General features: G+C 66.7%; 24 protein-coding genes. 13 read left to right on the forward strand and 11 right to left on the reverse strand.

The window, feature by feature from the left end; all coding sequences use genetic code 11:
• Nucleotides 1-900 precede the first annotated feature (900 nt).
• Complete coding sequence (locus tag R1Z03_RS22045; RefSeq protein WP_317355179.1) at nucleotides 901-1584, reverse strand: hypothetical protein; 684 nt, start codon at nucleotides 1582-1584, stop codon at nucleotides 901-903.
• A 1-nt stretch (nucleotide 1585) separates the two neighbouring features.
• Nucleotides 1586-2338 carry an RHS repeat-associated core domain-containing protein gene (locus R1Z03_RS22050; protein WP_317355181.1) on the reverse strand — a complete coding sequence of 251 codons (753 nt, stop codon included), beginning with the start codon at nucleotides 2336-2338 and terminating at the stop codon, nucleotides 1586-1588.
• On the opposite strand from R1Z03_RS22050, the gene R1Z03_RS22055 reads away from it, so the two are divergent.
• Complete coding sequence (locus R1Z03_RS22055) at nucleotides 2324-2986, forward strand: RHS repeat-associated core domain-containing protein (protein ID WP_317355183.1); 663 nt, start codon at nucleotides 2324-2326, stop codon at nucleotides 2984-2986. The two genes, R1Z03_RS22050 and R1Z03_RS22055, sit on opposite strands and share 15 nt — an antisense overlap.
• On the forward strand, nucleotides 2983-3429 hold the full coding sequence (locus R1Z03_RS22060; RefSeq protein ID WP_284407380.1) for a hypothetical protein: 447 nt from the start codon (nucleotides 2983-2985) through the stop codon (nucleotides 3427-3429). The genes R1Z03_RS22055 and R1Z03_RS22060 overlap by 4 nt, the downstream gene beginning before the upstream one ends.
• 58 nt (nucleotides 3430-3487) lie before the next feature.
• Here R1Z03_RS22060 and R1Z03_RS22065 read toward each other — a convergent pair whose 3' ends face one another.
• Nucleotides 3488-4390, reverse strand: coding sequence for a LysR family transcriptional regulator (locus R1Z03_RS22065; protein WP_272549336.1), 903 nt, complete (start codon nucleotides 4388-4390; stop codon nucleotides 3488-3490).
• A gap of 186 nt (nucleotides 4391-4576) precedes the next feature.
• On the opposite strand from R1Z03_RS22065, the gene R1Z03_RS22070 reads away from it, so the two are divergent.
• The 5 genes from R1Z03_RS22070 (at nucleotide 4577) to R1Z03_RS22090 (ending at nucleotide 10113) form a co-directional block, all read left to right on the forward strand.
• On the forward strand, nucleotides 4577-5302 hold the full coding sequence (locus tag R1Z03_RS22070; RefSeq protein WP_317355187.1) for a pirin family protein: 726 nt from the start codon (nucleotides 4577-4579) through the stop codon (nucleotides 5300-5302).
• Nucleotides 5303-5412: 110 nt separating this feature from the next.
• Entirely contained in the window at nucleotides 5413-6099 is a 687-nt protein-coding gene (locus R1Z03_RS22075; RefSeq protein WP_317355191.1) for a hydrolase, read from the forward strand.
• A gap of 45 nt (nucleotides 6100-6144) precedes the next feature.
• Nucleotides 6145-8034: an amidohydrolase gene (locus R1Z03_RS22080; RefSeq protein ID WP_317355194.1), complete on the forward strand. Its 1890-nt coding sequence runs from the start codon at nucleotides 6145-6147 to the stop codon at nucleotides 8032-8034.
• A gap of 14 nt (nucleotides 8035-8048) precedes the next feature.
• Nucleotides 8049-8456 carry a DoxX family protein gene (locus R1Z03_RS22085; protein ID WP_317355197.1) on the forward strand — a complete coding sequence of 136 codons (408 nt, stop codon included), beginning with the start codon at nucleotides 8049-8051 and terminating at the stop codon, nucleotides 8454-8456.
• Nucleotides 8446-10113: an MFS transporter gene (locus tag R1Z03_RS22090; RefSeq protein ID WP_317355200.1), complete on the forward strand. Its 1668-nt coding sequence runs from the start codon at nucleotides 8446-8448 to the stop codon at nucleotides 10111-10113. Before R1Z03_RS22085 ends, R1Z03_RS22090 begins: the two co-directional genes overlap by 11 nt.
• Nucleotides 10114-10350: 237 nt before the next feature.
• Here R1Z03_RS22090 and R1Z03_RS22095 read toward each other — a convergent pair whose 3' ends face one another.
• The 3 genes from R1Z03_RS22095 to R1Z03_RS22105 form a co-directional block, all read right to left on the reverse strand.
• Complete coding sequence (locus R1Z03_RS22095; protein WP_317355203.1) at nucleotides 10351-10779, reverse strand: Hsp20/alpha crystallin family protein; 429 nt, start codon at nucleotides 10777-10779, stop codon at nucleotides 10351-10353.
• A gap of 26 nt (nucleotides 10780-10805) precedes the next feature.
• Nucleotides 10806-11252, reverse strand: coding sequence for an Hsp20/alpha crystallin family protein (locus R1Z03_RS22100; RefSeq protein WP_284431668.1), 447 nt, complete (start codon nucleotides 11250-11252; stop codon nucleotides 10806-10808).
• A 261-nt stretch (nucleotides 11253-11513) separates the two neighbouring features.
• Nucleotides 11514-13598 carry a molybdopterin oxidoreductase family protein gene (locus R1Z03_RS22105; protein ID WP_317355205.1) on the reverse strand — a complete coding sequence of 695 codons (2085 nt, stop codon included), beginning with the start codon at nucleotides 13596-13598 and terminating at the stop codon, nucleotides 11514-11516.
• A 97-nt stretch (nucleotides 13599-13695) separates the two neighbouring features.
• On the opposite strand from R1Z03_RS22105, the gene R1Z03_RS22110 reads away from it, so the two are divergent.
• The gene (locus tag R1Z03_RS22110; protein WP_284431661.1) at nucleotides 13696-14838 is read left to right on the forward strand and encodes an ABC transporter substrate-binding protein; all 1143 of its coding nucleotides are present in this window, start codon (nucleotides 13696-13698) and stop codon (nucleotides 14836-14838) included.
• 22 nt (nucleotides 14839-14860) lie between these two features.
• On the opposite strand, the gene argE is transcribed toward R1Z03_RS22110, so the two are convergent.
• Together argE and R1Z03_RS22120 are read right to left on the reverse strand one after the other, a co-directional pair.
• Nucleotides 14861-16015 carry an acetylornithine deacetylase gene (argE, locus tag R1Z03_RS22115; protein WP_317355206.1) on the reverse strand — a complete coding sequence of 385 codons (1155 nt, stop codon included), beginning with the start codon at nucleotides 16013-16015 and terminating at the stop codon, nucleotides 14861-14863.
• A 45-nt stretch (nucleotides 16016-16060) separates the two neighbouring features.
• The gene (locus R1Z03_RS22120; RefSeq protein ID WP_317355207.1) at nucleotides 16061-17770 is read right to left on the reverse strand and encodes a methyl-accepting chemotaxis protein; all 1710 of its coding nucleotides are present in this window, start codon (nucleotides 17768-17770) and stop codon (nucleotides 16061-16063) included.
• Nucleotides 17771-18109: 339 nt separating this feature from the next.
• Here R1Z03_RS22120 and R1Z03_RS22125 point away from each other — a divergent pair, with 339 nt between their 5' ends.
• The 4 genes from R1Z03_RS22125 to R1Z03_RS22140 all read left to right on the forward strand — a co-directional run bounded on the left by R1Z03_RS22125 (nucleotide 18110) and on the right by R1Z03_RS22140 (nucleotide 22945).
• Nucleotides 18110-19315, forward strand: a complete 1206-nt coding sequence (locus R1Z03_RS22125; protein ID WP_272549320.1) for a M20 aminoacylase family protein — start codon at nucleotides 18110-18112, stop codon at nucleotides 19313-19315.
• Nucleotides 19316-19467: 152 nt separating this feature from the next.
• Nucleotides 19468-20571, forward strand: a complete 1104-nt coding sequence (locus tag R1Z03_RS22130; protein WP_317355209.1) for a M14 family metallopeptidase — start codon at nucleotides 19468-19470, stop codon at nucleotides 20569-20571.
• Between the two features lie 198 nt (nucleotides 20572-20769).
• On the forward strand, nucleotides 20770-22581 hold the full coding sequence (locus R1Z03_RS22135) for a methyl-accepting chemotaxis protein (RefSeq protein WP_317355211.1): 1812 nt from the start codon (nucleotides 20770-20772) through the stop codon (nucleotides 22579-22581).
• 109 nt (nucleotides 22582-22690) lie between these two features.
• Nucleotides 22691-22945 carry an acyl-CoA-binding protein gene (locus R1Z03_RS22140; RefSeq protein WP_284415135.1) on the forward strand — a complete coding sequence of 85 codons (255 nt, stop codon included), beginning with the start codon at nucleotides 22691-22693 and terminating at the stop codon, nucleotides 22943-22945.
• An 80-nt stretch (nucleotides 22946-23025) separates the two neighbouring features.
• Here the strand turns inward: R1Z03_RS22140 and R1Z03_RS22145 are convergent, their stop codons facing one another.
• Both R1Z03_RS22145 and R1Z03_RS22150 read right to left on the reverse strand, forming a co-directional pair.
• Entirely contained in the window at nucleotides 23026-23334 is a 309-nt protein-coding gene (locus tag R1Z03_RS22145; protein ID WP_284407393.1) for a polyhydroxyalkanoic acid system family protein, read from the reverse strand.
• On the reverse strand, nucleotides 23327-24541 hold the full coding sequence (locus tag R1Z03_RS22150; RefSeq protein ID WP_317355215.1) for an aminopeptidase: 1215 nt from the start codon (nucleotides 24539-24541) through the stop codon (nucleotides 23327-23329). The genes R1Z03_RS22145 and R1Z03_RS22150 overlap by 8 nt, the downstream gene beginning before the upstream one ends.
• Before the next feature lie 95 nt (nucleotides 24542-24636).
• Between R1Z03_RS22150 and R1Z03_RS22155 the strand changes: the two genes are divergently transcribed.
• Nucleotides 24637-25323, forward strand: a complete 687-nt coding sequence (locus tag R1Z03_RS22155; protein ID WP_317355217.1) for a DNA-3-methyladenine glycosylase I — start codon at nucleotides 24637-24639, stop codon at nucleotides 25321-25323.
• 15 nt (nucleotides 25324-25338) lie between these two features.
• Here the strand turns inward: R1Z03_RS22155 and R1Z03_RS22160 are convergent, their stop codons facing one another.
• The gene (locus R1Z03_RS22160) at nucleotides 25339-25887 is read right to left on the reverse strand and encodes a hypothetical protein (RefSeq protein ID WP_284427181.1); all 549 of its coding nucleotides are present in this window, start codon (nucleotides 25885-25887) and stop codon (nucleotides 25339-25341) included.
• Nucleotides 25888-25913 lie beyond the last annotated feature (26 nt).

Genomic DNA, 25913 nt, shown 5'->3' on the forward strand with positions numbered 1-25913 from the left:
CCTTTTTTGTGCAATTGGTGGTCGCTTTTCAAATGTTTTGAAATCCCTTTGGAAACGTTTGCTCGGGATTTTTCTCCAGTCCAATGAACTACGACGTCATTTTTATTTCTAGACTAAAGAATTATTTAAATTTCATCAATTGCAAACCGATGCCTACCATCTTTCTATTGGACAGTTTTTATATAATTCCCAGCGCAAGGTGAAATTTGCGCTGTTTCCTTTGTACTACTTCTGCAGTGCTCGGTGCTCCATGTTGATAGTGTCCTGGATTTGGGTGATCAGGTTGTAAGACTCTAGCAACTGGCAGCCGATATGGCTGGACTTGCAACTCCACCATGGACAGGCGCGTGCCACGCAGGGAGTCATCGGCGCGCGGTGCGCGGCTCTGGCGAGGGCCAAGTCAGCCTCATCTGCTGCCTAACCGGAAAGGCCGACGGGGCGTGGCAGCGCGAAGGGGGATAAGAGAACGCTTCTGCACTGGCCTTATTACTCCTCATGCCTGCTGCCGCACTCCGAATCAGCTTCGACCAAAGGCGATTGAAGGTGTCTTCGGCACTTGCCTTGATGGAACATGCCTTCGATACCATCACTTGGCAGCGGTGATGGATCGGTGAAATCACATCAGTTCAGGAAGAGGATGAAAGGTGCTCGATGCCGTAGTTCTGATTGGCTCGGTCGCTATTAAATACATAGCAAATGGCTGTTGGATAGGCAAGCGCTTAGACGTCAAGCGGGTGGCTTTCCCAATTTGCAGGGTGCAACTCACTGCATCTGCAAAGCCTTGAATTTTGGCCGCAGGTTGAAGGAGGCGACCCGAACGAGTAGTGACTACTTCTAGCTTTGACTTCACTTTTGAAGCCGCCCTTAATATTATTTTGCTTCTAACTGCATCAGCCAAGATTAATATGGAAGAATAATATCTTCAATATTTTTGACTGATATGGATTTTAAAAATAAATCTCTTAATTTCTCGTAATCTATGGGCTTTAAAAATCTTTTCCAGTCATACAAAATATTAAATTCATTGCATGCTGGTTTAAGTTTCATTGCTAATGTTTCTATATATGGGTGATCGTACTCTTCGTCGAAGATTGATACTATCTCTTCATCCCATTGATCTGTGGGCTCGGTTGCGCTTCCTGTGATGCCTTCATAAATGGAAAAAGAGTTTTCCATATTTTTTTCTTCGATCCTGCATATAATTTCTATTATCTCATCATCGTAGGAAGTGTTCCCCGATAGATTTTGTATGCATTCTATATGTTTTTTTATTAATTCAATTTGGGGAATTTTTTGTGTTGAGTGTGAAAATCCCTTATCAAGCCTGTTTATATATCTTCTTAGGCTTTTTAGGGTAGTTTGATTAAGATTTTGAAAAACTTCTGCACTAATTTTTCTTTCGAGAGTTTTTTGATTCGAAGGGGCTTTTAAAATTTCCTGGGGGTTTTTTTTATGAGATTTTAGGATCCCCCTTGCTTTTTCATTGATATTGTTTTTCTCTATTTCTTCGATGTTTGGAAGTAGGGCGTCAATAGAGCATTTAAGGCTGAGTAAAATTCCCAAATCAATGATGCTTTCTGGCATGTTATCTTCCGGGTACGGTTGGGATATTTATTCTTGAGGCATCTCTAGTGGCTTGAGGGAGCTTTTTATGGCTTGATCCGCATCCTTTGGTGTCATAAGCCTCGATATCATATTTAAGATTTTCTAAAACTTCGTTTGCGGCGTTCAAGTGTCCATCCCAAGTGCCAACGCCATCAAGTGATCCCCCTTTCCCTTTAAAGCTTTCAGATTTAGCTCTTCGGAATAGATCGAGTTTGTCTTCCTGCAAATGCTCCACTCTCTCCAGCACCCCTCTTGATCCCTGTGTTTCTTTTCTTCCGATTGAAGTGCTTAATGCATCTTTATAAATTTCATCGCATGTTCTCTTGTCTTCGCAAGGGCACTTGCGTCGATCTCTTTTCGAGCGCAGTCCCAATTGATCAACCCAATTAATAGAATTTGGCGCATATATCGAAGCATTTGTTCCTCCCATTAATCCAATCGGATCTTGGCTAACAAACCTCCCCACAGCCGCATCGTAGTATCGGAATCGGTTGTAATGCAGACCGGTTTCCTCATCTAACTGCTGGCCTTGGAAACGGAAGGGTTGCTCAATGGGCGGCGGGACGGATGAACTGCTGCTAGCACCGTTGCTGTGGTCAGTTCCTGGCCCATGCCCCATTCGACGCTGGATAAGGCGGTCATCCGTCCCCGTCCTCGCGATGGTCCGCAATGTAGCTTCTCCCCACACCTTGTAATCCGCCGCCCAGGCGATGCGCCCTTGGGCATCCGTCAACTCCAGCGGCGCTCCGATCTGGATGCCGAGACCGGGCTGCATTACAACCGCTTCAGGTACTACGACCCTCACCTGGGGCAGTACATCACGCAGGATCCCATTGGATTGTCTGGCGGCGTGCATCCCAGTACCTATCCGGTCAATCCCGTTCAGTACATTGATCCGCTGGGCCTGTTCGAGTGGACCAATATCGAGATGCCGTCCCTTCCATCGTTCGATGGCAAAGGGGATACGGCAGTTTGCAGCTACTACGATGACATGGCGAAGAGCAAGCCCCAATGCAGTTATTACCCGGCCGGGGCATTGATATGCCGGGGCGAAAACATGAGTGTGAACGCGGTGGTCAAAACGGCCCTCGTCGCAGAGTCCGCCATCCAGGGAAAGTCGCTCAAGCAGTCCGAGGTTTTGACGAGCATCCGGGGGAAACTGGTCGCCTCGGACAAGGCGGCGCAGGCCGCGGGCAAGGTCGATCAAAACGGCTGTACGCAAGGCAATGAAATCGATGCGTACCACGACAAGGCCTTCACCGAATCCGGAGTCAGCAAAAACTTCTATGGCGGTAATTTGTGGCCCCAGGGTACATGGCCGAATCCTGTGCCCCTGGACCCCTCGGCATGGAAATACGACCCCAGGAGAATTTGGAATTGATGAAGAACCCGCGTCCCGAAGCATTGCAGGCCCCTTCGAAATGGATGGCTTACGCGTGTTGGATTCCATTCGCCGTTCTGGGCTTGGGCATCCTCGTGTTCTTTCTGTCGATGGTTGCATCGGCCTTTCAGGAACTGCTGCCCAAATGGGTGGCCGCCCATGATTATTTGCCCAAGGCGATGGCCTATCTGCTGCTGGGCGCCCACGTCCTTCTGACTTCGGGCCTGGCTTTTCTCGTCTTCATCCTGTTTTTCATCAGGAACAAGCAGCCGCGGCACGGGTTTTATGTGGGGATGTTTTTTCTCCTTTATTTTCCCTTGCGGGTGTTTTTCATCTTTATGGTGATGCCGCTTTTCCCGCTGTGGTTGGTCCTGGAATGCGGGGAAATATGGGTGCTGAAAAAGATCTATCGCAAATTCCCGCAGCGGCTGGCACCCCCCTGACGGGAATCGGCCGTCGCAGCGACGCTTGCCGCCGTGATCGGCCGAGTCGGCGGCGCCCTCACTGCGGCAGGATGCCCGGCAGCAGCGGCCGGTCCAGCCGCTGGCGCCACCATTTGAGCGCCTCGCCCATGTGCTCGGGTTTCCAGGCGAGCCAGAAGGTCTCGTCGGGGCGGGGTTCCTCCACCGGCAGCTCCACCAGCACCCCCGTCTCCAGCTCCACCCGGATGCACGCGCGCGGCAGGAAGCCGTGGCCCAGGCCCGCCGCCTGGCAGGCGATCTTGGCCTGCATCGACGGCACGGTGATGCGGCGCTGGCCCGACTGCAGACCCACGGTGCGGTCGGTGAGCGACCGTGCGCCGTCGCCCACCACCACGGCGGTGTGGTCCAGCAGGTCGCTGCGGGTGATCGGGCGCTGCAGCTGCGCCAGCGGGTGCGTGGCCGTCACGCAGAACACGAACGCCAGGCTGCCCACGGCCACCGCCTTGTAGCCGCCGCCGGCCGGGCCTTCGCCCGCCGCCACGACGATGTCGGCGCGGCCGTCGCGCAGCGCCTCCCAGGTGCCCGTGAGCGCCTCGCAGCCGATGCGCAGGCGCGTGCCGCAGTGCAGGTCCTCGAAGGCGCAGATGTCCTGGTTGAACGCGCTGGTGGGGATGAGCGAGTCGTGCACCAGCCGCAGCTCCGATTCGAACCCCGTGGCGATCTGCCGCATGCGCGATTCGAGCTGGTGCGCAGCCGTGAGCAGCCAGCGGCCTTCCTTGAGCATCTCCTGCCCCGCGGGCGTGAGCGCCACGCGCGGGCCGTTGCGGGTGAAGAGGGCGATGCCGAGTTGTTCCTCCAGTTTGCCGATGGCATAGGAGATGGTGGACGGCACCTTGTGCAGGCGCTCGGAGGCGCCGGCGAACGAGCCGTGGCGGGCGATGGCGTCCACCAGTTCGATGGCTTCGAGGGTGAGTTTCAGCATGGGGGCAGGCCGGGAGATTGAATCATCGAAATTATCGATGATGAACGGCCAAACCTTTCAACCTGCGCCCCATCACGGCGCGGGATACTTTCTTCACCGCAGCACTGAAGCCCAATGAAATCGAGGCGATTTCAGCGACAGGCACCCAGTGTGAATTTCATCGAAGAAACCGAAAGGAAACGCACCATGCTCGACATCCGCAAAGCCCACCAGCGCGGCAACGCCAACCACGGCTGGCTGCATTCGCACCACACCTTCTCGTTCGGCCATTACCGCGATGCCAACCAGCAAGGTTTTTCGGACCTGCTGGTCATCAACGACGACCGCGTCGCGCCGGGCAAGGGCTTCGGCACGCACCCCCACCGCGACATGGAAATCTTCTCCTATGTGCTGGAAGGCGCGCTGGAGCACCAGGATTCGATGGGCACCGGCTCGGTCATCCGCCCCGGCGACGTGCAGATGATGAGCGCCGGCACCGGCGTGCGCCACAGCGAGTTCAACCACTCGGCCGACGAGCCCGTGCACTTCCTGCAGATCTGGATCGTGCCCGGCGTGACCGGCGCCACGCCCCGCTACCAGCAGGTGCACTTCAGCGAGGCCGAAAAGCGCGGCCGGCTGCGGCTGATCATCTCGCCCGAAGGGACCGACGGCTCGCTGGCCGTGCACCAGGATGCCCGGGTGCATGCCGGCCTGTTCGATGGCGACGAGGCCGCCGAGCTGGACGTGGGCCCCGGCCGCAACGTGTATGTGCACGTGGCCCGCGGCAGCCTGGAGGTGAACGGCGAGCGCCTGTCCGAAGGCGACGGCGCCCGCATCCGCGACGCTGGCGCCCTGCGCTTTGCCAGGGGCGAAGGTGCCGAGGTGCTGGTGTTCGACCTGCGCCCCAACGAGCTGCCCGCCATGCCGCACTGACCGGTGAGGGGCGGCGGCACCGCCGCCCCGCCTGCCTTCTTTTTTGTCTTTCGATTCCCCGTTTTTTGTTTTCTCTCCTCCATTCACTCGATCCATCCAGGAGTTTTGCCATGACCGCCACCGCCACCAGCATCAACGCCGCCGCCAAGCCCGTCGCCACCGCCACGCCCGGCGCCACGCTGCTGAACCCGCAGGACCACACGCTGGTGATGATCGACTTCCAGTCGCAGATGGCCTTCGCCACGCATTCGATCGATGCGATCACGCTGCGCTCCAACGCCGGCCTGGTGGCCAGCGCGGCGGCGGGCTTCGGCGTGTCCACGATCCTGACCACCGTGGCGGAAAAGAGCTTCAGCGGCCCGATGTTCGAGGAGGTGACCGCGCCGTTCCCCGGCCAGGCGCTGCTGGACCGCACGTCGATGAACACCTGGGAGGACGAGGCCGTGATCCGCCGCATCAACGAGATCGGCAAGCCGCGCATCGTGCTGGCGGGCCTGTGGACCAGCGTGTGCATCGTGGGCCCGGCGCTGTCGGCGCTCGACCAGGGCTTCGAGGTGTACGTGATCGCCGATGCGAGCGGCGACATCTCCACCGAGGCCCACCACCGCGCCATGGAGCGCATGGTGCAGGCGGGTGCGAGGCCCATCACGGCGCTGCAGTATCTGCTGGAGCTGCAACGCGACTGGGCGCGCACGGACACGTACGACATGACGACCAGCATCGCCAGAAAGTTCGGCGGCGGCTACGGCCTGGGCATCACCTATGCCAAGGCCATGTTCAACGCCCACGAGGGTTGAAAAGAGCGCACCCTTCGCATTGCCGATCCCCCAAGGAGCCTGCCCATGACCCCGCCCACCCCTCCCGACCTGATCCTGTACAACGGCCGCTTCACCACGCTGGACCGCGCCAACCCCGCGGCCAGTGCCGTGGCGATCGCGCAGGGGCGCTTCACCCACGTCGGCATGGACCGCGACGTGCTGGCGATGGCCGGGCCGGGCACGCGGCGGATCGACTTGAACGGCCGCAGCGCGCTGCCGGGCCTGATCGACAACCACCTGCACATCATCCGCGGCGGGCTCAACTTCAACATGGAGCTGCGCTGGGACGGCGTCAAAAGCCTGGCCGATGCCATGGGCATGCTGCGGCGCCAGGTGGCGGTCACGCCCGCGCCGCAGTGGGTGCGCGTGGTGGGCGGGTTCACCGAACACCAGTTCGCGGAGAAGCGCCTGCCCACCATCGCCGAGCTGAATGCCGTGGCGCCGGACACGCCGGTGTTCATCCTGCACCTGTACGACCGCGCTTTGCTCAACGCCGCCGCGCTGCGCGCCGTGGGCTACACGCGCGACACGCCCGCGCCGCCCGGCGGCGAGATCGTGCGCGATGCAGCCGGCAATCCCACCGGGCTGCTGCTGGCCAAGCCCAATGCGGCCATCCTCTACGCCACGCTGGCCAAGGGCCCCAAGCTGCCGCACGCATACCAGGTCAACTCCACGCGCCACTTCATGCGCGAGCTGAACCGCCTGGGCGTGACGGGCGCCATCGATGCGGGCGGCGGCTTCCAAAGCTACCCCGACGACTACCAGGTGATCCAGGAACTGGCCGATGCCGATCAGCTCACCATCCGCCTGGCCTACAACCTGTTCACGCAGAAGCCGAAGCAGGAAAAGGAAGACTTCCTGAACTGGACGGCCACGTCGCAATACAAGCAGGGCACGGACTACTTTCGCCACAACGGCGCGGGCGAGATGCTGGTGTTCTCGGCGGCGGACTTCGAGGACTTCCGCCAGCCGCGCCCCGACATGGCGCCCGAGATGGAGGACGACCTCGAAGGCGTGGTGCGCATCCTGGCGCAGAACCGCTGGCCCTGGCGCATGCATGCCACCTACGACGAGACCATCGAGCGCGCACTCGACGTGTTCGAGAAGGTCGATCGCGACACGCCGCTGGCCGGCCTGAACTGGTTCTTCGACCATGCCGAGACCATCTCGGAAAAGTCCGTCGACCGCATCGCCGCTTTGGGCGGCGGGGTGGCCGTGCAGCACCGCATGGCCTACCAGGGCGAGTACTTCGTCGAGCGCTACGGCGCCGGCGCGGCCGAGGCCACGCCCCCCGTCAAGCGCATGCTGGAAAAGGGCGTGAAGGTTTCCGCCGGCACCGATGCCACCCGCGTCGCCAGCTACAACCCGTGGGTGTCGCTGTCGTGGCTCATCACCGGCAAGACCGTGGGCGGCCTGCAGATCACGCCGCAGCGCAACTGCCTGACCCGCGAGGCCGCGCTGCGCCTGTGGACCGAGAACGTCACCTGGTTCAGCAACGAAGAAGGCAAGAAGGGCCGCATCCAGGCCGGCCAGCTGGCGGACCTGACCGTGCCCGACCGCGACTTCTTCGCCTGCCCCGAATCCGAGATCGCCGACACCACGGCGCTGCTCACGGTGGTGGGCGGCAAGGTGGTGTATGGCGCCGCTGATTTCGCCCGCTTCGACGACGCGGCACCGCCGCCCGCCATGCCCGACTGGTCGCCCGTGCGCGCCTTCGGCGGCTATGCCGGCTGGGGCACGCAGGAGGGCGCGCCGCTGCAGGCCGTGGTGCGCCGCGCCGCCGCCGCGTGCGCCTGCGCCAACGATTGCAACGTGCACGGCCACCAGCACGCCACGGCCTGGAGCAGCCGGCTGCCGATTGCCGACCTGAAGGGCTTCTGGGGCGCCCTGGGCTGCGCCTGCTGGGCGGTGTGACCGTGGCGAACGGAATGGACGCGCTGCGCGGCGCCTTCACCGCGCCCTGGGTACAGTCGCTCGCGCTGCTGTGCCTGTGCGCGGCCTACCTGCAGGGCGGCATCGGCAAGGCGCGCGACTTCGCCGGCGCCGTGGCCGAGATGCGCCGTTTCGGCCTGGCGCCCGCCGCGCCCGTCGCGGCGGCCACCATCGCGCTGCAACTGGGCGCCTCGCTGCTCATCGTCTCGGGCTGGTACCGCTGGCTAGGCGCGCTGGCGCTGGCCGGATTCACCGTGCTGGCGGCGTTCCTGGCCGACCGCTTCTGGCAGGTGGCGCCGCCCGAGCGGCAGCGCGCCGCCAACGCATTCTTCGAACATTGGGGCCTGGTGGGCGGCATGCTGCTCGTCGCCTGGCACGACCTGGGAGGCCTCCATGGCACATGACGATCACCCACACGATTCACCGTCCGCCGCGGCCGCCGCCGCCGCCGTGCCCGCACCTTCGGGCAGCTTCGCGCCGCTGCGCCTGCCGCTGTTCGCGGTGCTGTGGTCCGCCACGGTGCTGGGCAACATCGGCAGCTTCATGCGCGACGTGGCCAGTTCGTGGATGGTGACCGAGCTGTCGTCCAGCCCCGCCGCCGTGGCGCTGGTGCAGACGGCGGCCACGCTGCCGATCTTCCTGCTGGCGATTCCGGCCGGCGTGCTGTCGGACATCCTGGATCGCCGGCGCTTTCTGATCGCCGTGCAGGTGCTGCTGGCCTGCGTGAGCGGCACGCTGCTGGTGATGGCGCGCACGAACACGCTCACCGTGGAGTCGCTCATCGTGCTCACCTTCGTGGGCGGCATCGGCGCGGCGCTCATGGGGCCCACGTGGCAGTCCATCGTGCCCGAGCTGGTGCCCCGCAGCGAGCTGAAGAGCGCCGTGGCGCTCAATTCGCTGGGCATCAACATCGCCCGCGCCATCGGCCCCGCGGCCGGCGGCCTGCTGCTGGCCAGCTTCGGCGCGGCCGCGGCCTACGGCCTGGACGTGGCGAGCTACGGCTTCGTGATCGCCGCGCTGCTGTGGTGGAAGCGCCCCAAGGCCGAGCCTACCGGGCTGAACGAGCAGTTCTTCGGCGCCTTCCGCGCCGGCCTGCGCTACGCGCGCGCCAGCCGCGAACTGCACGTGGTGCTGCTGCGCGCGGCGGTGTTCTTTCTGTTCGCCAGCTCCGTCTGGGCGCTGCTGCCGCTGGTGGCGCGGCGCATGCTGGGCGGCACGGCGGGCTTCTACGGCGTGATGCTGGGCGCGGTCGGTGCCGGGGCCATCCTCGGCGCGGTGCTGCTGCCCCGCCTGCGCAAGCGCCTGGATGCCGACGGGCTGGTGCTGCTGGCCTCGCTGCTCACCGCGGGCGTGATGGCCGTGCTCACCCTGGCGCCGCCGCGCGAGGCCGCCGTGGCGCTCATGCTGGTGCTGGGCCTGGGCTGGATCATCGCGCTCACCACGCTCAACGGCGTGGCCCAGGCCGTGCTGCCCAACTGGGTGCGCGGCCGGGGCCTGGCGATCTATCTCATGGTGTTCAACGGCGCCATGGCCGCCGGCAGCCTGGGCTGGGGCCTGGTGGCGGGGCAGGCGGGCCTGCCGGCCACGCTGCTGGCCGGCGCGGGTGGCCTGGTGCTGGCGGCGTGGCTCTTTCACCGCGTGAAGCTGCCCACCGGCGAGGCCGACCTGCAGCCGTCCAACCACTGGCCCGAGCCGCTGCTGGCCGAGCCCGTGGCGCACGACCGCGGCCCGGTCATGGTGCAGATCGAATACCGCGTGCGCACGCCCGACCTGCCCGCGTTCCTGCAGGCCATGCAGCACGTGGCGCGCGAGCGCCGCCGCGACGGCGCCTACGCCTGGGGCGTGGCCGAGCACACGGCCGAGCCGGGCCGCGTGATCGAGTGGTTCCTGGTCGAGTCGTGGGCCGAGCACCTGCGCCAGCACGGCCGCGTCTCCAGGGCCGACGCGGACCTGCAGGCCGAGGCGCTGCGCTACCACGTGGGGCCGGAGCGGCCCGCAGTGCACCACTATCTGGCGCTGGATGCGCAGAGCGTTGCGGCACCGGAAGGGGCGCCCGGCTGATGGCCGAGGGCGCGATTCACGCCGGTGCGGGTGCGGGGATGGCTGGCAAGCGGGGCCTCGGCCGCTGCGGGCTTGCATCCGCCGCAGGGCCGGGCGCCGCTCCCTGGCACGGCGGCGGCAGGGCTTGGGCCAAAAACGGCTCCACCGCAATATCCACTAGGGCATATTGCTATCAAATAAATAGCATCGAAATCTGCTGGGTGGAGCCGTCGGCGTGGGACGGGCAGGGTCTCGCGGTCAGGCCACCTGCACCTCGATGCGCCGGGGCTGGGCATGCTGCGCTTTCGGAATGCGCAGCTTCAGCACACCCTGGGCGAGTTCGGCCGACACGCGTTCGGGGTCCAGTTCCTTGCTGAGCGTGAACACCCGCCGGAACCGGCCCAGGCCCACCTCCGTGTGGCTGGAAGTGAGTCCCTGCGGCACGGCCAGATCGGACTCGGCCTCGATCGTGAGCGTTTCCGATTCGATGTGCAGGTTGAGCTTGTCGCGGCTCACGCCGGGCAGGTCCGCGTAGAGCGTGATGCCGCCCGCATCCTCGATCACGTCCACCGGTGGCGTGAGCGTTGCCTCCGCGTAGCGCGTGCCGTCCTGCGGCGCCGCGCCGCCGTTCTGGCGGGTCTGGGCTGGTGCTTGGGCAGGGTTCGAAGTCTGGAGGTCGTTGCGCATGGCTGTCGGTCCTTTCTTCTTGGGGGTCATGCGGGTTGCTGGATCGCGATGCGCCGCGGCTGTGCGCTCGCACGGCGCTGCACGCTGATGTGCAGCACGCCGTCGCGCAGCCTGGCCTGCACGGCATCCGGATCGGCGTCGTCGGGCAGGGTGAGCACGCGGCGGAACTTGCCGCCGAAGCGCTCGTGGATGTGCGCCGTGGCCTTGGCATCGGCCTCGCCGATGGGGCTCTTGCGCTCGCCTGCGATGGTCAGCAGGCCGCGCTCCAGATGCACTTCCAGCGTGCCCGGATCGACGCCGGGCGCGAAGGCATAGATCTCGATGGACTGCGGCGTCCCCCCGACGTTCAGGGCGGGAAACCCGTTGCGGGCAACGCCGCGGATGGTGGGCGAAAGATCGAAGGCCTGCTGCATCTCGCGCTGCAGGCGATCCATCTCGGCGAACATGTCGCGCGGAAACAGGGATCGGTACATGGCGAAACCTCGTGTGGTGTCGTTGATGGAAACGGAGCGCGGGCCAGGTGCCGCGCGCTTCCGGTTCATGAACTAGCAGCGGGTTTCGGGTTTTCAAGAGCCGCGGGGGCAGAAAAATTCGATACCCTTTTCGGTCCTTTTCCGGCCCTTTTTAGGCCCTTTCGTCGCCTGGTGCGGCGTCCGGCAGGCAGTGCCGCCAAAAAGTGCAGGCCACGTCAGTGCCCGCGCGAAGGCGGGGCTGAATCAGCGTCCCCTGGCGGCTCAGGCCGGCCCTTGCTCAGGCGCCGCCGCCACCTCCACCACGCAGTCGTAGAACGTGGGCGCCGCGCCGATATCGGACAGGGCCTGGCTGGTCAGCTCGTTCACGTTGGTGCCGTTCACGCCGAACTTGCGCCACCAGATGCCCAGGCCGTTGACCACGCCAGGGCGGGCGCGGCCGTTCACGGCGGCGTGGCATTCGTAACTGCCGCGGTCGTTGAACACGCGCACCCGCGTGCCGTCGGCGATCCCTCGGGGGGCGGCATCGTCGGGGTGGATCTCCAGCACCGGCTGCGTCTCGATGTTGCGCAGGCTCTGCACGTTCACGAAGGTGGAGTTCAGGAAGTTGCGCGCGGGCGGCGAGATCATGGCCAGCGGGTAGCGGCCGCCGGGCTGCGGCAGCTCGTGGTTGGGCACGTGCATCGGCACGGGCGGCAGGCCCTGGGCCGCCAGCCGCTCGCTGTAGAACTCGCACTTGCCCGACGGCGTGTGAAAGCCGCCTTCGGCGAACGGCGCATCGGGCAGGGGCAGGGGCGCGAAACCCACTTCCAGCAGCTGTCCGAAGTCGATGCGATCGCCGTAGGCCTGGCGGCACAGGGCCTCGTCGCTGTCGGTAAAGCACGGCTCGGTGTAGCCCATGCGCTCGGCCAGGTCGCGGAAGATGCGGGCGTTGGAGCGCGACTCGCCCAGCGGCGCGATAGCCGGGCGGTTGAGCAGCACGTCGGTGTGGCCGTAGGAGACGTGCACGTCCCAGTGCTCCAGCTGCGTGGTGGCGGGCAGCAGGTAGTCGGCGTAGTCGGCCGTGTCGGTGCGAAAGTGCTCCAGCACCACGGTGAACAGGTCGTCGCGCGCGAAGCCCCGGGCCACCTGCGCGGAGTCGGGCGCCACGGCCAAGGGATTGCTGTTGTAGACCACGACGGCCTCGATCTTCGGGCCGAACTCCGGCGAGGCTTCGCGCAGCAGGTCGTCGCCGATGGTCACCATGTTGATGGTGCGCGGCACCGGGCCCGTGTGCAGGTCGGGTCGCTGCAACTGGGCGCGCTGCACGGGAAAGTGGCCGGAGCTCGACAGCAGCAGGCCGCCCGCGCGGTGGCGCCATGCGCCGGTGAGTGCGGGCAGGCAGGCCACGGCGCGCGTGGCGTTGCCGCCGCCGCGCACGCGCTGCATGCCGTAGTTCAGGCGGATGGCGGCGGGCCGCGTGGTGCCGTAGTCGCGCGCCAGCTGGCGGATCTGCTCCACGGGCAGGCCGCAGACCTCGGCCGCGCGCTCGGGCGGCCACTGCAGCGCGTTCTCGCGCAGCGCGTCCCAGCCCACGGTGTACTGCGCGATGTAGTCGTGGTCGAGCCAGTCGTTGGCAATCAGCTCGTGCATGAGCGACAGGGCCAGGGCCGCATCGGTGCCGGGGCGCAGCTGCAGGTGTTCGTGGCACTTCTCGGCGGTCTCGCTCTTGCGCGGGTCGATGCACACCAGCCGGGCGCCGTCGCGCTTGGCCTGTTGCGCGTAGCGCCAGAAGTGCAGGTTGCTGCCGATGGAGTTGCTGCCCCAGATGACGATGAGGCGCGATTCGGCGAAGAACTCCACCTTCATGCCCAGCTTGCCGCCCAGCGTGTAGTTCAGGCCTTCGCCGCCGGCGGTGGAGCAGATGGTGCGGCCCAGCTGCGATGCGCCCAGCCGGTTGAAAAAGCGCCGGTCCATGCTTTCGCCCTGCACGAGGCCCATGGTGCCGGCATAGCTGTAGGGCAGGATGGCCTGCGGGGCGCGGGCGGCGATGCGCGTCAAACGCGCCGCGATATCGGTGAGCGCCTCGTCCCATGTCACCGCCTCGAACTGCGCCCCCGGGCCCTTGGGGCCGACGCGCCGCAGCGGCTGCAGCAGGCGGTCGGGGTGGTTCGTGCGCTCGGCATAGCGCGACACCTTGGCGCACAGCACGCCGCCGGTGTGGCCGTGCGCCGGGTTGCCCTGCACGCGCGTGGCCACGCCGTTGTCCACGGTGGTGAGCAGGGCGCAGGCGTCGGGGCAGTCGTGGGGGCAGGCCCCGCGCACTTGCCGGATCGGCTCGGAAATGGGGGGGATTTCAGTCGTGGACATAGGGGTTTTCCTGTCGATACACTCACCGACCAGCAGCGATGGCGGGGTGGCGACCCCGCGGAACGTCGACGTTTTTGATCGAAGAGGGGATTTCACCATGAAGCATATTGCGTTGGGGCGCAGACGGTTTTCCATTGGCCTGGGGGCCGCCGCGCTTGGCGGTTTCGGGCTGGCACGGGCGCAATCGGAGGCGCCGATCGTGCTGGGACAGTCCGCCCCGTTCAGCGGGCCCGCCGCGCAGCTCGGGGTGCAGTTGCACCAGGGCGCCCAGCTTTACTTCGAGCAGTGGAACGCCCAGGCGGGCTCCGGCCGGCGCACGGTGGAGCTGCGCACGCTGGACGACGGCTACGAGCCCGACCGCTGCGCTTCCAACACGCGCAAGTTCATCACCGACGATGTGTTCGCGCTGTTCGGCTACGTGGGCACGCCCACCAGCCTGGCGGCGATGCCGCTGCTCACGCAGGCCAAGCTGCCGTTCTTCGCGCCGTTCACCGGGGCCGAGGCCTTGCGCCAGCCCTTGAACAAATTGGTGTTCCACGTGCGCGCCTCGTACAACGACGAGACCGCCGCCATCGTGAACAAGCTCACCCACCTGGGCCTGAGCAAGATCGGCGTCTTCCATCAAAACGATGCCTATGGCAAGGCCGGACTGGATGGCGTGGCGCTGGCACTGGGCGCCCACAAGCTCGCCCCGGTGGCGCAGGCCACGGTGGAGCGCAACTCGGTGGACGTGGCCGCAGCGGTGCAGACCCTGGTGGCGGCCCGGCCCGAGGCGATCGTGCAGGTCGGCACCTATGCCGCCAGCGCCGCTTTCGTGCGCGCCGCGCGCAAGGCGGGCTACGGCGGCACGTTCTACAACCTGTCGTTCGTTGGCACGCAGGCGCTGATGGACGAGCTCAAGGCCGATGGCGCGGGCGTGGTGGTCTCGCAGGTGATGCCCTCGCCCTACCAGTCCGCCCGCCAGCTCACGCGGGAGTTCCAGGACGCGATCAAGAAGGGCGGCAACAAGGTCCAGGCCAATTACTCCAGCCTGGAGGGCTACCTGGCCGCGCGCGTGTTCACCGAGGGGCTGCGCCAGGCCAGCGGCCGGCCCACGCGAGAGTCGCTGATCTCGGCGCTGGAGGGGTTCGGCACGCAGCAGATCGCGGGCTTCCAGGTGGCGTTCGGCCCCGGCAACCACACGGGGTCGCACTTCGTGGAGATGTCGATGCTCACGGGCGACGGCCGCGTGCGCGTCTGACCCGGCGCGCGGTTTCCCCTTCCTACAGCTGGCGCGTCGCGGCCAGCCCCTGCATGAAGGCCTCGCAGCGGGCGAGCTGGTCCAGCGAGACGTATTCGTCGGGCTGGTGCGCCTGCTGGATGCTGCCGGGCCCGCACACCACGGTGGGAATCCCGGCGTTCTTGAACAGCCCCGCCTCGGTGCCGAAGGCCACCAGCGTGGTGCCTTGTTCTCCGGCCAGGCGCTGCGCGAGCCGCGTGACGGCATCGTCCCGGTTGCCCAGGAAGCTCGGGATCTCGCAGATCGTCTCGAAGGTGATGCCGGTGCTGGGCGCCACCTTCTGCATCGCGGGCTCCAGCGACCGGGCATAGGCGATCACCTCGGCCTGCATGCCGGCGGCGTCCGCCGTGGGCAGGTCGCGGAATTCATAGCGGAACTCGGCATCACGCGGCACTACGTTGTCGGCGATGCCGCCATGGAACTGGCCCACGCTGGCGGTGGAAAAGGGCACGTCGAAGCCTTCGAAGCGCGGCTCGTGCCGCTCGAAGCCCTCGGCCATGTCGCGCACGCGACCCACCACGCGCGCGGCCATCTCGATGGCATTCACCGAATGCGGCGTGAGCGAGGAGTGCGCCTCCTTGCCGCGCACGCAGCACTTGTAGCGGTACACGCCCTTGTGCGCGATGGCCGGCACCATGCTGGTGGGCTCGCCCACGATGCAGGCCAGCGGGCGGATGCCGGCGTCCTTCATGTCGGCGATGAGCTCCTTCACGCCGAAGCAGCCCACTTCCTCGTCGTAGCTGAAGGCGTAGTGGATGGCGAAGGGGGCATCGCTGTTCAGGAACGCTTCGGCCTGCGCGAGCGCGACGGCGATGAAGGCCTTCATGTCGGCGCTGCCCCGGCCGTACAGGCGCCCGTCCTGCACGGTGGCGCCCAGCGGGTCGAAGGTCCAGTCCTGGCCGTCCCACGGCACGGTGTCGGTGTGCCCGGACAGGATGATGCCGGCAGGCTTGCCCTCGCCCAGCGTGGCGAACAGATTGGCCTTGGTCTTGTCGGCGTTGAAGCTCAGGCGGCTTTTCACGCCGAGCTTTTCGAGCGTGTCGCGCACGAAATGGATGAGATCCAGATTGGAGTGGTGGCTGACGGTGTTCATGCGCACCAGCGTCTGGGCCAGTTGCAGGGCATTCGTGGAGATCATGGTTCCATTCTCCCGGATCCCGCCGGCCCGCGCTGCGAGCACGGCTCAAAAGCCTTCCCAGTCCTTTTCGCTGTGGGCTGCGCTCGCGCTCGGCGCGGTGCCCAGCCGCTTCACGGTGGCCTGCGAAGCTGGCAGCGGTGGCCGTACCGCGCTGGGGCGGGGGCGTGGCACGGCGGGCTGCTGTGGCTGTTGCAGCGATGCCCCGGGCGCGAGCTGGAATACCTCCATGGTCTGCACCAGTTGCTGCGCCTGCGTCTTCAGGCTCTGCGCCGCTGCGGCGCTTTCTTCCACCAGCGCGGCGTTCTGCTGGGTGACCTGGTCCATCTGGGTGATGGCCTGGCCCACCTGCTCCACGCCGGCGCTCTGCTCGCTGCTGGCGGCGCTGATCTCGCCCATGATGTCAGTCACCCGCCGCACCGAGGCGACCACCTCGTCCATGGTCACGCCAGCCTGGTTCACCAGCGTGGTGCCCTGGCCCACGCGGTCCACGCTGATGGTGATGAGGTTCTTGATCTCCTTGGCGGCCTCGGCGCTGCGCCCGGCCAGGCTGCGCACCTCGCTGGCCACCACGGCGAAGCCCCGGCCCTGCTCGCCGGCGCGCGCCGCTTCCACGGCCGCGTTCAGCGCCAGGATGTTGGTCTGGAAGGCAATGCCGTCGATCACGCCGATGATGTCGGAGATCTTCTTGCTGCTGTCGTGGATGCCCTTCATGGTTGCCACGACCTGCGTCACCACGTCGCCTCCCTTTTGCGCGATGGCGCTGGCGCCGGCGGCCAGCTGGTTGGCCTCCCGGGCGTTGTCGGCGTTCTGCTTGACGGTGGAGCTGAGCTGCTCCATCGACGCGGCGGTCTGCTGCAGCGCCGAGGCCTGCCGCTCGGTGCGCTGGGCCAGGTCGTTGTTGCCGGAGGCGATCTCCGCGCTGGCCGTGGCCACGCCTTCGGCGTTGTTGCGCACGTTCACCACGACGTCCGTCAGCGAAGCCTGCATGGTCGCCATGGTCTGCAGCAGCGGACTGAATTCGTCGTGGGCGCTGTCCATCACGGGCTGGGTGAAGTTGCCCTGGCGCACCCGGTCGGCCACGTCCTGCGACACCTTCACGCGGGTGCGCAGCAGCCTTGCGATGTACCAGGAAAAAGCGATCAGGCCAATGGCGATCACCGTGACCAGGGCGGTGAGCTGGCGCCGCGTGGCGTCGGCAGCGGACTGGATCCCCTGTACCTCCGTTGCCAGCGTTTGGCTCTGGCGCTCGCGTTCGGCCTTCAGCCAGGCCTGCATGGGCATGAAGGTGGGAATGGTCCTTTCCATCAGCATGGACTGCGCCTGCGGCTGCTGCCCCCCACGCACCAGGGCCATGTTGGCCTCGGCGGCGGGCCAGGTGGCGCGCTGCAGCTGTAGCCAGTCGCGCTCGAAGGCGTCGCGGCCGGCCTGGTTGGTCACCCCCTGCAGAAACGCGTCATCGTTGCGGGTGATCTGCTGGCGCATCGCGTCGATGTCCTTGGCCGCGGCGTCGATGCCCTGGGGCGACTGCACCAGCAGCGCCTGGCGCAGGTCCAGCAGCACCTGCGTCACGCTCAGCTCGGTGCTGGCGATGAGCCCGAGCTGGAGCACGCGTGTCTTGCCGGCCACGTCGGCCAGCCGCGCCACTTCCGAGAGCTGGAGCCAGGAGGTGAGGGCAAGGGCCGACAGTGCGGCGATCAATAGCAGGGACACGCCATGCAGGCGGGTGCCGATGCTCAGTCCGTTGAAGAATTTCATGGGGTTTCCTGGCTCTCTGCGCTGAAGGGATGCCCTGGGGGGCATCGGGGGATCGGACCGGTGGAAGATGGCTTGGACGTGGCACGTAGCGGTGCCCATTCGATCGAGTTTGCGAAGGGCCGAAACCTGCAGGCTGCGTGCTGGCCTGCTGGGACTATCGGCATCCTATGGAGGCGATTAGCATCCCAGGTTGCGCCAGGTCAATCAAAGCAGTTTCCGGCGTGTGGGGCAGGCAGGCCCTAGACTCGGTGCGTCAGGCATGCATGTTGCATTCCTGCCCTTCTTTTTCGTCATGGTCGCTGGGTCCAGCCCTGGTGCACCGCTAAAGGAATGTTCCCTATGAAAGTCCTCGACTCCATCGTTGCGCAGGCCGCCGGCATCGCCGCTGTGCGCCGCGACATCCACGCGCATCCCGAACTGTGCTTTGAAGAAGTCCGCACCGCCGACGTGGTGGCCGGCAAGCTCACCGAATGGGGCATTCCCATCCACCGCGGCCTGGGCAAGACGGGCGTGGTCGGCATCGTGCACGGGCGCGACGGCGGTGCCTCGGGCCGGGCCATCGGCCTGCGCGCCGACATCGACGCGCTGCCCATCACCGAATTCAACACCTTCGCCCACGCCAGCACCCACCCCGGCAAGATGCACGCCTGCGGCCACGACGGCCACACGGCCATGCTGCTGGCCGCGGCGCAGCACTTCGCCAAGCACCGCGACTTCGACGGCACCGTGTACCTGATCTTCCAGCCGGCGGAGGAGGGCGGCGGCGGCGCGCGCGTGATGATCGAGGATGGCCTGTTCGAGCAGTTCCCGATGCAGGCCGTGTTCGGCATGCACAACTGGCCCGGCATGAAGGCCGGCCAGTTCGCCGTGAGCCCCGGCCCGGTGATGGCCTCCAGCAACGAGTTCAAGATCGTCATCCGCGGCAAGGGCAGCCACGCGGCCATGCCGCACATGGGCACCGATCCCGTGCCGATCGCCTGCCTGATGGTGCAGGCCTTCCAGAACATCATCAGCCGCAACAAGAAGCCGGTGGATGCGGGCGTGATCTCGGTCACCATGATCCACACCGGCGAGGCCACCAACGTGGTGCCCGACAGCTGCGAACTGCAGGGCACGGTGCGCACCTTCAGCGTCGAGGTGCTGGACATGATCGAGCGCCGCATGAAGCAGGTGGCCGAACACACCTGCGCCGCGCACGAGGCCACGTGCGAGTTCGAGTTCGTGCGCAACTACCCGCCCACCATCAACTCGCCTGCCGAAGCGGAGTTCGCGCGCCAGGTCATGGCCGGCATCGTGGGCGAGGCCAACGTGGTGCGGCAGGAGCCCACCATGGGCGCGGAAGACTTCGCCTTCATGCTGCAGGCCAAGCCCGGCGCCTACTGCTTCATCGCCAACGGCGATGGCGACCACCGCGCCATGGGCCATGGCGGCGGCCCCTGCACGCTGCACAACCCGAGCTACGACTTCAATGACGACCTGATCCCGCTCGGCGCCACCTACTGGGTGCAGCTGGCACAAGGCTGGCTGTCCCGCCCGGCCGGCTGATCCGCTGGCGCGTGTCGGCCTCCATCTGGCTCCCACGGGCGCCGGATGGCATTCCTGTTTTTCGGGTGCTTCGGGCGCCTGCGCCCTGCCGCTCGCGGCGGGGTTTTTGCGTTGCCTTTTTTTGCCTCCCAGCCTCTTGAACGGAGATCTTCATGATCGGTATCGCCCCGGCGTTTTCCCCCAGCTACGCGCTCGCCCGCACCCAGTTCCTGGAGGCCGCCGCGGCCGCCGGATTGCTGGTGGAGTCGCACACGCACCCGCTCAAGGGGCGCGACGGCGAGACGCTGGCGATGGACGTGGTGCGCGACGGCCCGGACCATGCGCAACACCTGCTCATCGTGAGCAGCGCCTGCCATGGGGTCGAAGGCTACTGCGGCAGCGGCGTGCAGGTGTTCGCCCTGCACGACGAGGCCTGGCGCGCCAAGGCCCGCGAGCAGGGCGTGGCCGTGCTCTACGTGCATGGGCTCAACCCGTATGGCTTCTCGCACATCCGCCGGGCCACGCACGAGAACGTGGACCTGAACCGCAATTTCCACGACTTCACCCGGCCGCTGCCGGAGAACGCGGCCTACCGCGAGATCCAGCCGCTGCTGCTGCCCGACCAGTGGCCGCCCACGGCCGAGAACCGCGAGGCGGTGTTCCGCTTCATCGCCGAGCGCGGCGAGGCCGCGTGGCAGGCCGCCATCAGCCGCGGCCAGCATGAGTTTCCGGGTGGGCTGTTCTTCGGCGGCACGGCCCCGACCTGGAGCAACCGCACCTTGCGCCAGGTGCTGCGCGAGCAGGGCGAGCACGCCCGGCGCATCGCCTGGATCGATCTGCACACGGGCCTGGGGCCGAGCGGCCATGGCGAGCGCATCTATGCCGGCCGGGACGATGCCGCCTCGGTGCAGCGGGCGCGCGACTGGTGGGCCGGCGGCGGCGCCACGCCGGTCACCTCGATCTACGACGGTTCGTCCACCTCGGCTTTTCTCACGGGCCTGATGTGGAACAGCGTGTACGAAGAATGTCCACAGGCCGAAATCACCGGCATCGCGATGGAATACGGCACGGTGCCGGTGCTGGAGGTCATGCAGGCCCTGCGCGCCGAGCACTGGCTGAACCTGCATCCGGAGGCTCCGGCTGAGCTGGCAACGCAGATCAGGGCTCAAATGCTGGCCGCCTTCTACACCGACACCGATGCCTGGAAAGGCCAGGTGGTGAGCCAGGCGCGACAGTCGATGTTCCAGGCCGTGGACGGGCTTTGCGGCCCCGCATAGCGCTGCGGCGATAGATCCTCTGCATCCGTGGTGACACGGGGGGCTGGCATTTCCTGCGAATAACGCGAACAATGGCCCCTGCGCACCACCCGCAGCGCCCCGTATGGCCCGCCATGCGGCGGCGCTGTCAAAACAATCAAGGCACAGGGGATCGCTATGGAGGTTGGACAAGGACGGAACACGCTCGCACGCCGTTTGATGCTCATCAACGGGGTCATCCTGCTCCTGCTTGGCGGGGTGGCGGTCGCGATCTGGATCATGATGGGGCAGGTCACCGAGGACGCGGAGGTGGTCCGCTCCAGGAACGTGCCGCAACTGCAGCGGATCGCGGCCCTGGAGCTGAACGTGACGCGGGTGTCGCTGCAGCTGCGGCACTCGATCCTGTCGCGCACACCCGAAGAGCGGAATGCCGCGTTGGCCGACATCGCCGAAAAGCGCCAGCTGCTGCAAAAAACCCTGGAAGAGTTCGGCGCCAACATGGTCTCCGACGACGGGCGCCGCGCCTATGAGCCCCTGCCCGCGCTGATGCGCGCGTTCTGGGCCACCGGCGAGCAGAACCTCGCGCTGATCCAGGCCGATCGCAAGGAGGAAGCCTTCGCCTTCCTGGTGGACCAGACCATTCCCGCCCGCAACCGCCTGCTGGCGCCCTTGGGCCAGGAAAAGGACCGCCAGGGCGAGCGCCTGTCCTCCCGCATCAACGACGTGAAGGAATACGCGGCCACGGGCCGTGCGGTGGCAACGGCCGCGGTGCTGGCCGTGGTGGCTTGCCTTGCCGGCCTGAGCGTCTACCTGCGCACGGTGGTGCGGCAGCTCGGCGCCGATCCGTCGGAGCTCAAGCGTGTCGCGGACGCGGTGGCGGCGGGCGATCTGGCTTCGCGCGTTCCCGTGCGGCCGGGGGATACGAACAGCATCATGGCGGCGATGGCCAGCATGAGCGCGCGGCTGGCTTCGGTCGTGCGGACCGTGCGCAACAGCGCCGAAAGCGTGTCCGGTGCCAGCAGCGAGATCGATGCCGGCAACCACGACCTGTCCTCGCGCACCGAGCGGCAGGCCTCGGCGCTGGAGCAGACCGCGGCGTCGGCGGAGCAGCTGGGCAGCACCGTGCGCCAGAACGCCGACAGTGCGCGCCGGGCCAACGAACTGGCGCAGACCGCCTCGTCGGTGGCCGAGCAAGGGGGGGCGGTGGTGGCCGAAGTGGTGGACACCATGCGCGGAATCCAGGACAGCAGCGGCAAGATCGGCGAGATCATCGGCGTGATCGATGGCATTGCCTTCCAGACCAACATCCTCGCCCTCAACGCCGCGGTGGAAGCGGCCCGCGCGGGCGAGCAGGGCCGGGGCTTCGCGGTCGTCGCATCGGAGGTGCGCAGCCTCGCGCAGCGCAGCGCCGAGGCCGCCAAGGAGATCAAGGGCCTCATCACCGCCAGCGTGGACCGGGTGGAACGCGGCAGCGCGCTGGTGGACAAGGCGGGCCACACCATGGCCGAGGTGGTGGCCGCGATCCGCCGCGCCACGGACCTCATGGGCGAGATCAGCGCGGCCAGCGCCGAGCAAAGCAGCGGCGTGGACCAGATCAGCGAAGCCATCACGCACGTGGACCAGGCCACGCAGCAGAATGCGGCCCTGGTCGAGGAGATGGCCGCGGCGGCCAGCAGCCTGAACGCCCAGGCCAGCGAACTGGTGCGCGCGACCGCGGTGTTCCACCTGGGCGGCGAGGGCGCACTGCCCGCCGCGGCGCCACCACCGGTACCCCGGGCTGCGCCGGTGTCTGCACCACGGTTTGCGGCTTCCACGGCGGCCAAGCCGGCGGTCAAGCGCTTGTCGCCGGCCGTGGGCCCAAAGGCCGGGCCGCAGGCGCCGGACTCTCCGCCTGCATCGCCAACCGATGCCCCACCAGCCACTTCGCCAGCGCCCAAGCCCGCGCAAACCACCTCGGCATCGGCGGCGGCGAACCGCACCGCGCCACCGGCCTCCCGGCCCGGATCCGAGAGCGACTGGGAAACCTTTTGACGGGATGCGGCGCTGATGCGATGGGGGTCACGGCGCTCCGGGCGTTCCAGGGCGCAGGAGCAACAGAGGCCCTAAGATGGCAGTTCGACCACCAACGGAGACCCTTTCCATGTCCGATCTGAACGCGGCGTTCGAAGCCGCCGTCGCCCAGTCCAAGAACCTCAGCGAGCGCCCCGACAACCCGACGCTGCTCAAGATCTACGCGCTCTACAAGCAGGCCACGGCCGGCGACAATGCCGAGAAGAAGCCGAGCTTTTCCGATGTGGTCGGCCGCGCCAAATGGGACGCCTGGGAAAAGCTCAAGGGCACCGAGGGCGATGCCGCCCGCCAGCAGTACATCGACCTCATCGAATCGCTGAGCTGACGCCGCGCTGGGCGCCAGTGTTTCCATGCGGGGCCGTGCAGTGCGCGGCCCCGCATTTTTGTTGCAGTGGCCGATGCGGCTCAGGCCGCACTGGGCGACGGCCGGCCCAGCAGCTTGTCGAACTGCCCATCGATCTCGGCGGCGATGCGGTCCTTGAAGGCGCTGAACAGGAAACCCAGTTCCGCCTGCAGTTCGAAGCGGTCGGCATGCACCTGCAGCGTGCCTTCGATGCCCGGGCGCTGAAAGCGCAGCGTGTCCTGCGCCGCGCCTTCTTCGTAGGCGCATTCCATGTCGAACTTGGCCTGGGCTTTCTGGGCCCACAGGCCGGCGATCTTGCGGGCCTCGGGCAGGCCGAGCCGGTGGGGGCGTTGGATGTGGATGTCAGGCAAGGGGCTTCTCCGGGGATGGCGTGGGCAGCAGGGCGCGCATGGCGGCCTGGCGTTGTTCGTGCGGCAGGGCCGCGAGGCGTTTCACCGCATCATAAAAGCGCGGCCAGTCGCGGCCTTCGCGCTCGAACAGCGCCTCGAAGGCCGGCACCCATTCGTCGTAGGCGGCCTGCGCGCCGAACGTGGCGTTGTTGGCCTCTGCCACCCATCGGTCGTAGCCCGCCAGCTGCGCGGGGGTGGCGCCGTCCTCGGCGATCCAGCGGGCGCGCAGCGCGGCGTAATCGGCGCGAAACGCCTGCATGGCCTTCTGTTTCAAGGTTGCCATCTCCGCGCTGGCAGCGGCGTTTTCGGCCGCAGCGACCGCCGCAGCGGCGGAGGCCGGGGCCGGGGCTTCCGAAGCACGGGGCGCATGGGCCGCGTAGACGGCGGCCAACCGCTCGCGGGCGTTCCGTGTGAGCGCGCGGAACGCGTTGCGGCGGCCATCGCCGCGCGCGTAGTCGGCCCGCGCCTGCGGCGTGGCGCGCTCGGCCAGCCAGCGCGCCACGCCCAGGCGCTCCACGGCGGTGGCGAACGATTCATTGAACAGCGTGTCGCCATGGGCGTACACGACCTGGTGCGCCAGCTCGTGAAAGAGCAGCCGCACGAACTCGCCCTCGGGCCAGCCGATGAAGGTGTTGAGCAGCGGGTCGCCGCCCGCCCAGTTCATATAGCCCAGGGTGGAATACGCCGGCACGCCGTACACGCCCACCTCCAGGCCCTCGGTGGCCAGCCGATCCGCCTCGGCGCGCGCATCGGCCTCGTTGAAATAGCCGCGGTAGCCGATGCACCCCGTGATCGGAAAGCACCAGCGGTGCAGCGTGAGCGAATCGGGCGGCGCGGCCACCACGTTCCACACGGCCGCGCGGCGGCCCAGGTCGGCATAGCGGCGGTAGCTGGCGTTGTCGGGCAGCGCCAGCTCGGTCACGGCGAAGCGCCGGGCCTCCTGCGCCAGCTGCAGGCGATCGCGCAGCGGCTGCGAGGTGTCGCCCCGCGCGAGCCACGTGTCGATGGGTTCGGCCGCGTGCATGAGCTGCAGGTGCCCGCGCACCGACTGCCAGTAGTACGCCAGCGACTGCCCCGTGCTGGCGCAGCCGGAGAGCAGGAGCGAGGCGGCCAGCAGCAGGGGGCGGGGCGACCGCAAGGGTGACGGGGGAAAGGGTGGCAGGGGCATTCGGCAATGGGTCGGCGGTCGGTGGGCCAAGGATAGCGAAAGCCATTGTTCGCCGCCGGGTGCCCCCGCGTTCGGGGCGCGGGCAGAATCCCGGCATGCCCGCCCCTCTTTCCGCTCCCGTTTCCGCCCATCCGTCTTCCAGCCCGGACAGTGGCCTGTTCACCGACGAGGCCGGATGCGCCCGCTGCCAATGGTGCAGCGCCACGCCGCTGTACCGCCACTACCACGACCATGAATGGGGCTTTCCGGTCGCGGACGACCGGCGCCTGTATGAAAAGCTGTGCCTGGAAGGCTTTCAGGCGGGCCTGAGCTGGCTCACCATCCTGAACAAGCGCGAAGCCTTCCGCGCCGGGTTTGCCCATTTCGACGCCGAGCAGGTGGCGCGCTTCGGTGCGGCCGACGTGCAGCGGCTGCTGGGCGATGCCGGCATCGTGCGCCACCGCGGCAAGATCGAGTCGGCCATCCAGAACGCGCAGCGCGTGCTGGAACTGCGCCGCGAGTTCGGCTCGCTGGCGCACTACGTGTGGCGTTTCGCTCCGGCCGCCGCCGAGGGGCGCCCCGGCCGCATCACGCTGGAGTCGGTGCGCGCCATGCCCACCACGCCGGCCTCGGTGGCGATGTCCAAGGACTTGAAAAAACGGGGTTTCAGCTTCGTCGGCCCCACCACGGTCTATGCCTTCATGCAGGCCATGGGGCTGGTCAACGACCACTTCGAAGGCTGCAGCGTGCGCGCGGCGGCCGAGGCGGCGCGTGCGGCGTTCGTGGTGCCCGGTCCGGGCTGATCACCGGGCCGCGGGCTACACCACCGTGTCGGAGCGGATCACGATGCGGTCGAAGCCCAGGTGCTGCATGCATTCGCGCAGGATGAGCAGCGTGGCGGCGAAGGCGGAGCCCTCGGGCAGGCCCTCCTGGGCGGGCGGGCGGCCCAGGGCCACCGAGACCAGGCGGTTGAAAGTGCGCTCCACGGCATCCAGCGGCAGGGTCATCTCGGGCTGGGCTTCGATGCCGGCCGCCAGCGCCACCTGGCGGATGCCGGCATCGGCCGTGTAGAGCGTGGTGCCCGGCGGCAGCACCGCGTGCACGGGCATCACGGCCTCTTCCACCACCTGGATGGCGTGCTCCAGTTCGCCCTCGGCCGGGGGATCGTGGCGAAAGCAGGCGGCGGCCGTGGCGTAGTAGCCCACTTCCAGGGTGCGCAGCAGCCGGGCCTGGGCCTGGGTGCCGCTGGCGATGGACGAGTGGCCCGCTCCGATGCGCAGCGCCGTGATGGGGCTTCCGGCCAGCGGGCCCGCCTGCAACGCCTGGTACAGGGCGCCGGCGTCGTTCGGTGAAAGGTGGGTGGACATGGTGCGGTCCCGGCAGGTGGAAAAGG

The sequence above is a fragment of the Acidovorax sp. BLS4 genome (assembly GCF_032929295.1).
Taxonomy (GTDB): domain Bacteria; phylum Pseudomonadota; class Gammaproteobacteria; order Burkholderiales; family Burkholderiaceae_C; genus Paracidovorax.

Excerpts from the sequence above, each read along its gene's own strand:
- R1Z03_RS22045 (WP_317355179.1), bottom strand. The coding sequence starts at position 1,584 with ATGCCAGAAAGCATCATTGATTTGGGAATTTTACTCAGCCTTAAATGC.
- R1Z03_RS22065 (WP_272549336.1), bottom strand. The coding sequence starts at position 4,390 with ATGCTGAAACTCACCCTCGAAGCCATCGAACTGGTGGACGCCATCGCC.
- R1Z03_RS22070 (WP_317355187.1), top strand. The coding sequence starts at position 4,577 with ATGCTCGACATCCGCAAAGCCCACCAGCGCGGCAACGCCAACCACGGC.
- R1Z03_RS22075 (WP_317355191.1), top strand. The coding sequence starts at position 5,413 with ATGACCGCCACCGCCACCAGCATCAACGCCGCCGCCAAGCCCGTCGCC.
- R1Z03_RS22080 (WP_317355194.1), top strand. The coding sequence starts at position 6,145 with ATGACCCCGCCCACCCCTCCCGACCTGATCCTGTACAACGGCCGCTTC.
- R1Z03_RS22085 (WP_317355197.1), top strand. The coding sequence starts at position 8,049 with ATGGACGCGCTGCGCGGCGCCTTCACCGCGCCCTGGGTACAGTCGCTC.
- R1Z03_RS22090 (WP_317355200.1), top strand. The coding sequence starts at position 8,446 with ATGGCACATGACGATCACCCACACGATTCACCGTCCGCCGCGGCCGCC.
- R1Z03_RS22095 (WP_317355203.1), bottom strand. The coding sequence starts at position 10,779 with ATGCGCAACGACCTCCAGACTTCGAACCCTGCCCAAGCACCAGCCCAG.
- R1Z03_RS22100 (WP_284431668.1), bottom strand. The coding sequence starts at position 11,252 with ATGTACCGATCCCTGTTTCCGCGCGACATGTTCGCCGAGATGGATCGC.
- R1Z03_RS22105 (WP_317355205.1), bottom strand. The coding sequence starts at position 13,598 with ATGTCCACGACTGAAATCCCCCCCATTTCCGAGCCGATCCGGCAAGTG.
- R1Z03_RS22110 (WP_284431661.1), top strand. The coding sequence starts at position 13,696 with ATGAAGCATATTGCGTTGGGGCGCAGACGGTTTTCCATTGGCCTGGGG.
- argE (WP_317355206.1), bottom strand. The coding sequence starts at position 16,015 with ATGATCTCCACGAATGCCCTGCAACTGGCCCAGACGCTGGTGCGCATG.
- R1Z03_RS22120 (WP_317355207.1), bottom strand. The coding sequence starts at position 17,770 with ATGAAATTCTTCAACGGACTGAGCATCGGCACCCGCCTGCATGGCGTG.
- R1Z03_RS22125 (WP_272549320.1), top strand. The coding sequence starts at position 18,110 with ATGAAAGTCCTCGACTCCATCGTTGCGCAGGCCGCCGGCATCGCCGCT.
- R1Z03_RS22130 (WP_317355209.1), top strand. The coding sequence starts at position 19,468 with ATGATCGGTATCGCCCCGGCGTTTTCCCCCAGCTACGCGCTCGCCCGC.
- R1Z03_RS22135 (WP_317355211.1), top strand. The coding sequence starts at position 20,770 with ATGCTCATCAACGGGGTCATCCTGCTCCTGCTTGGCGGGGTGGCGGTC.
- R1Z03_RS22140 (WP_284415135.1), top strand. The coding sequence starts at position 22,691 with ATGTCCGATCTGAACGCGGCGTTCGAAGCCGCCGTCGCCCAGTCCAAG.
- R1Z03_RS22150 (WP_317355215.1), bottom strand. The coding sequence starts at position 24,541 with ATGCCCCTGCCACCCTTTCCCCCGTCACCCTTGCGGTCGCCCCGCCCC.
- R1Z03_RS22155 (WP_317355217.1), top strand. The coding sequence starts at position 24,637 with ATGCCCGCCCCTCTTTCCGCTCCCGTTTCCGCCCATCCGTCTTCCAGC.
- R1Z03_RS22160 (WP_284427181.1), bottom strand. The coding sequence starts at position 25,887 with ATGTCCACCCACCTTTCACCGAACGACGCCGGCGCCCTGTACCAGGCG.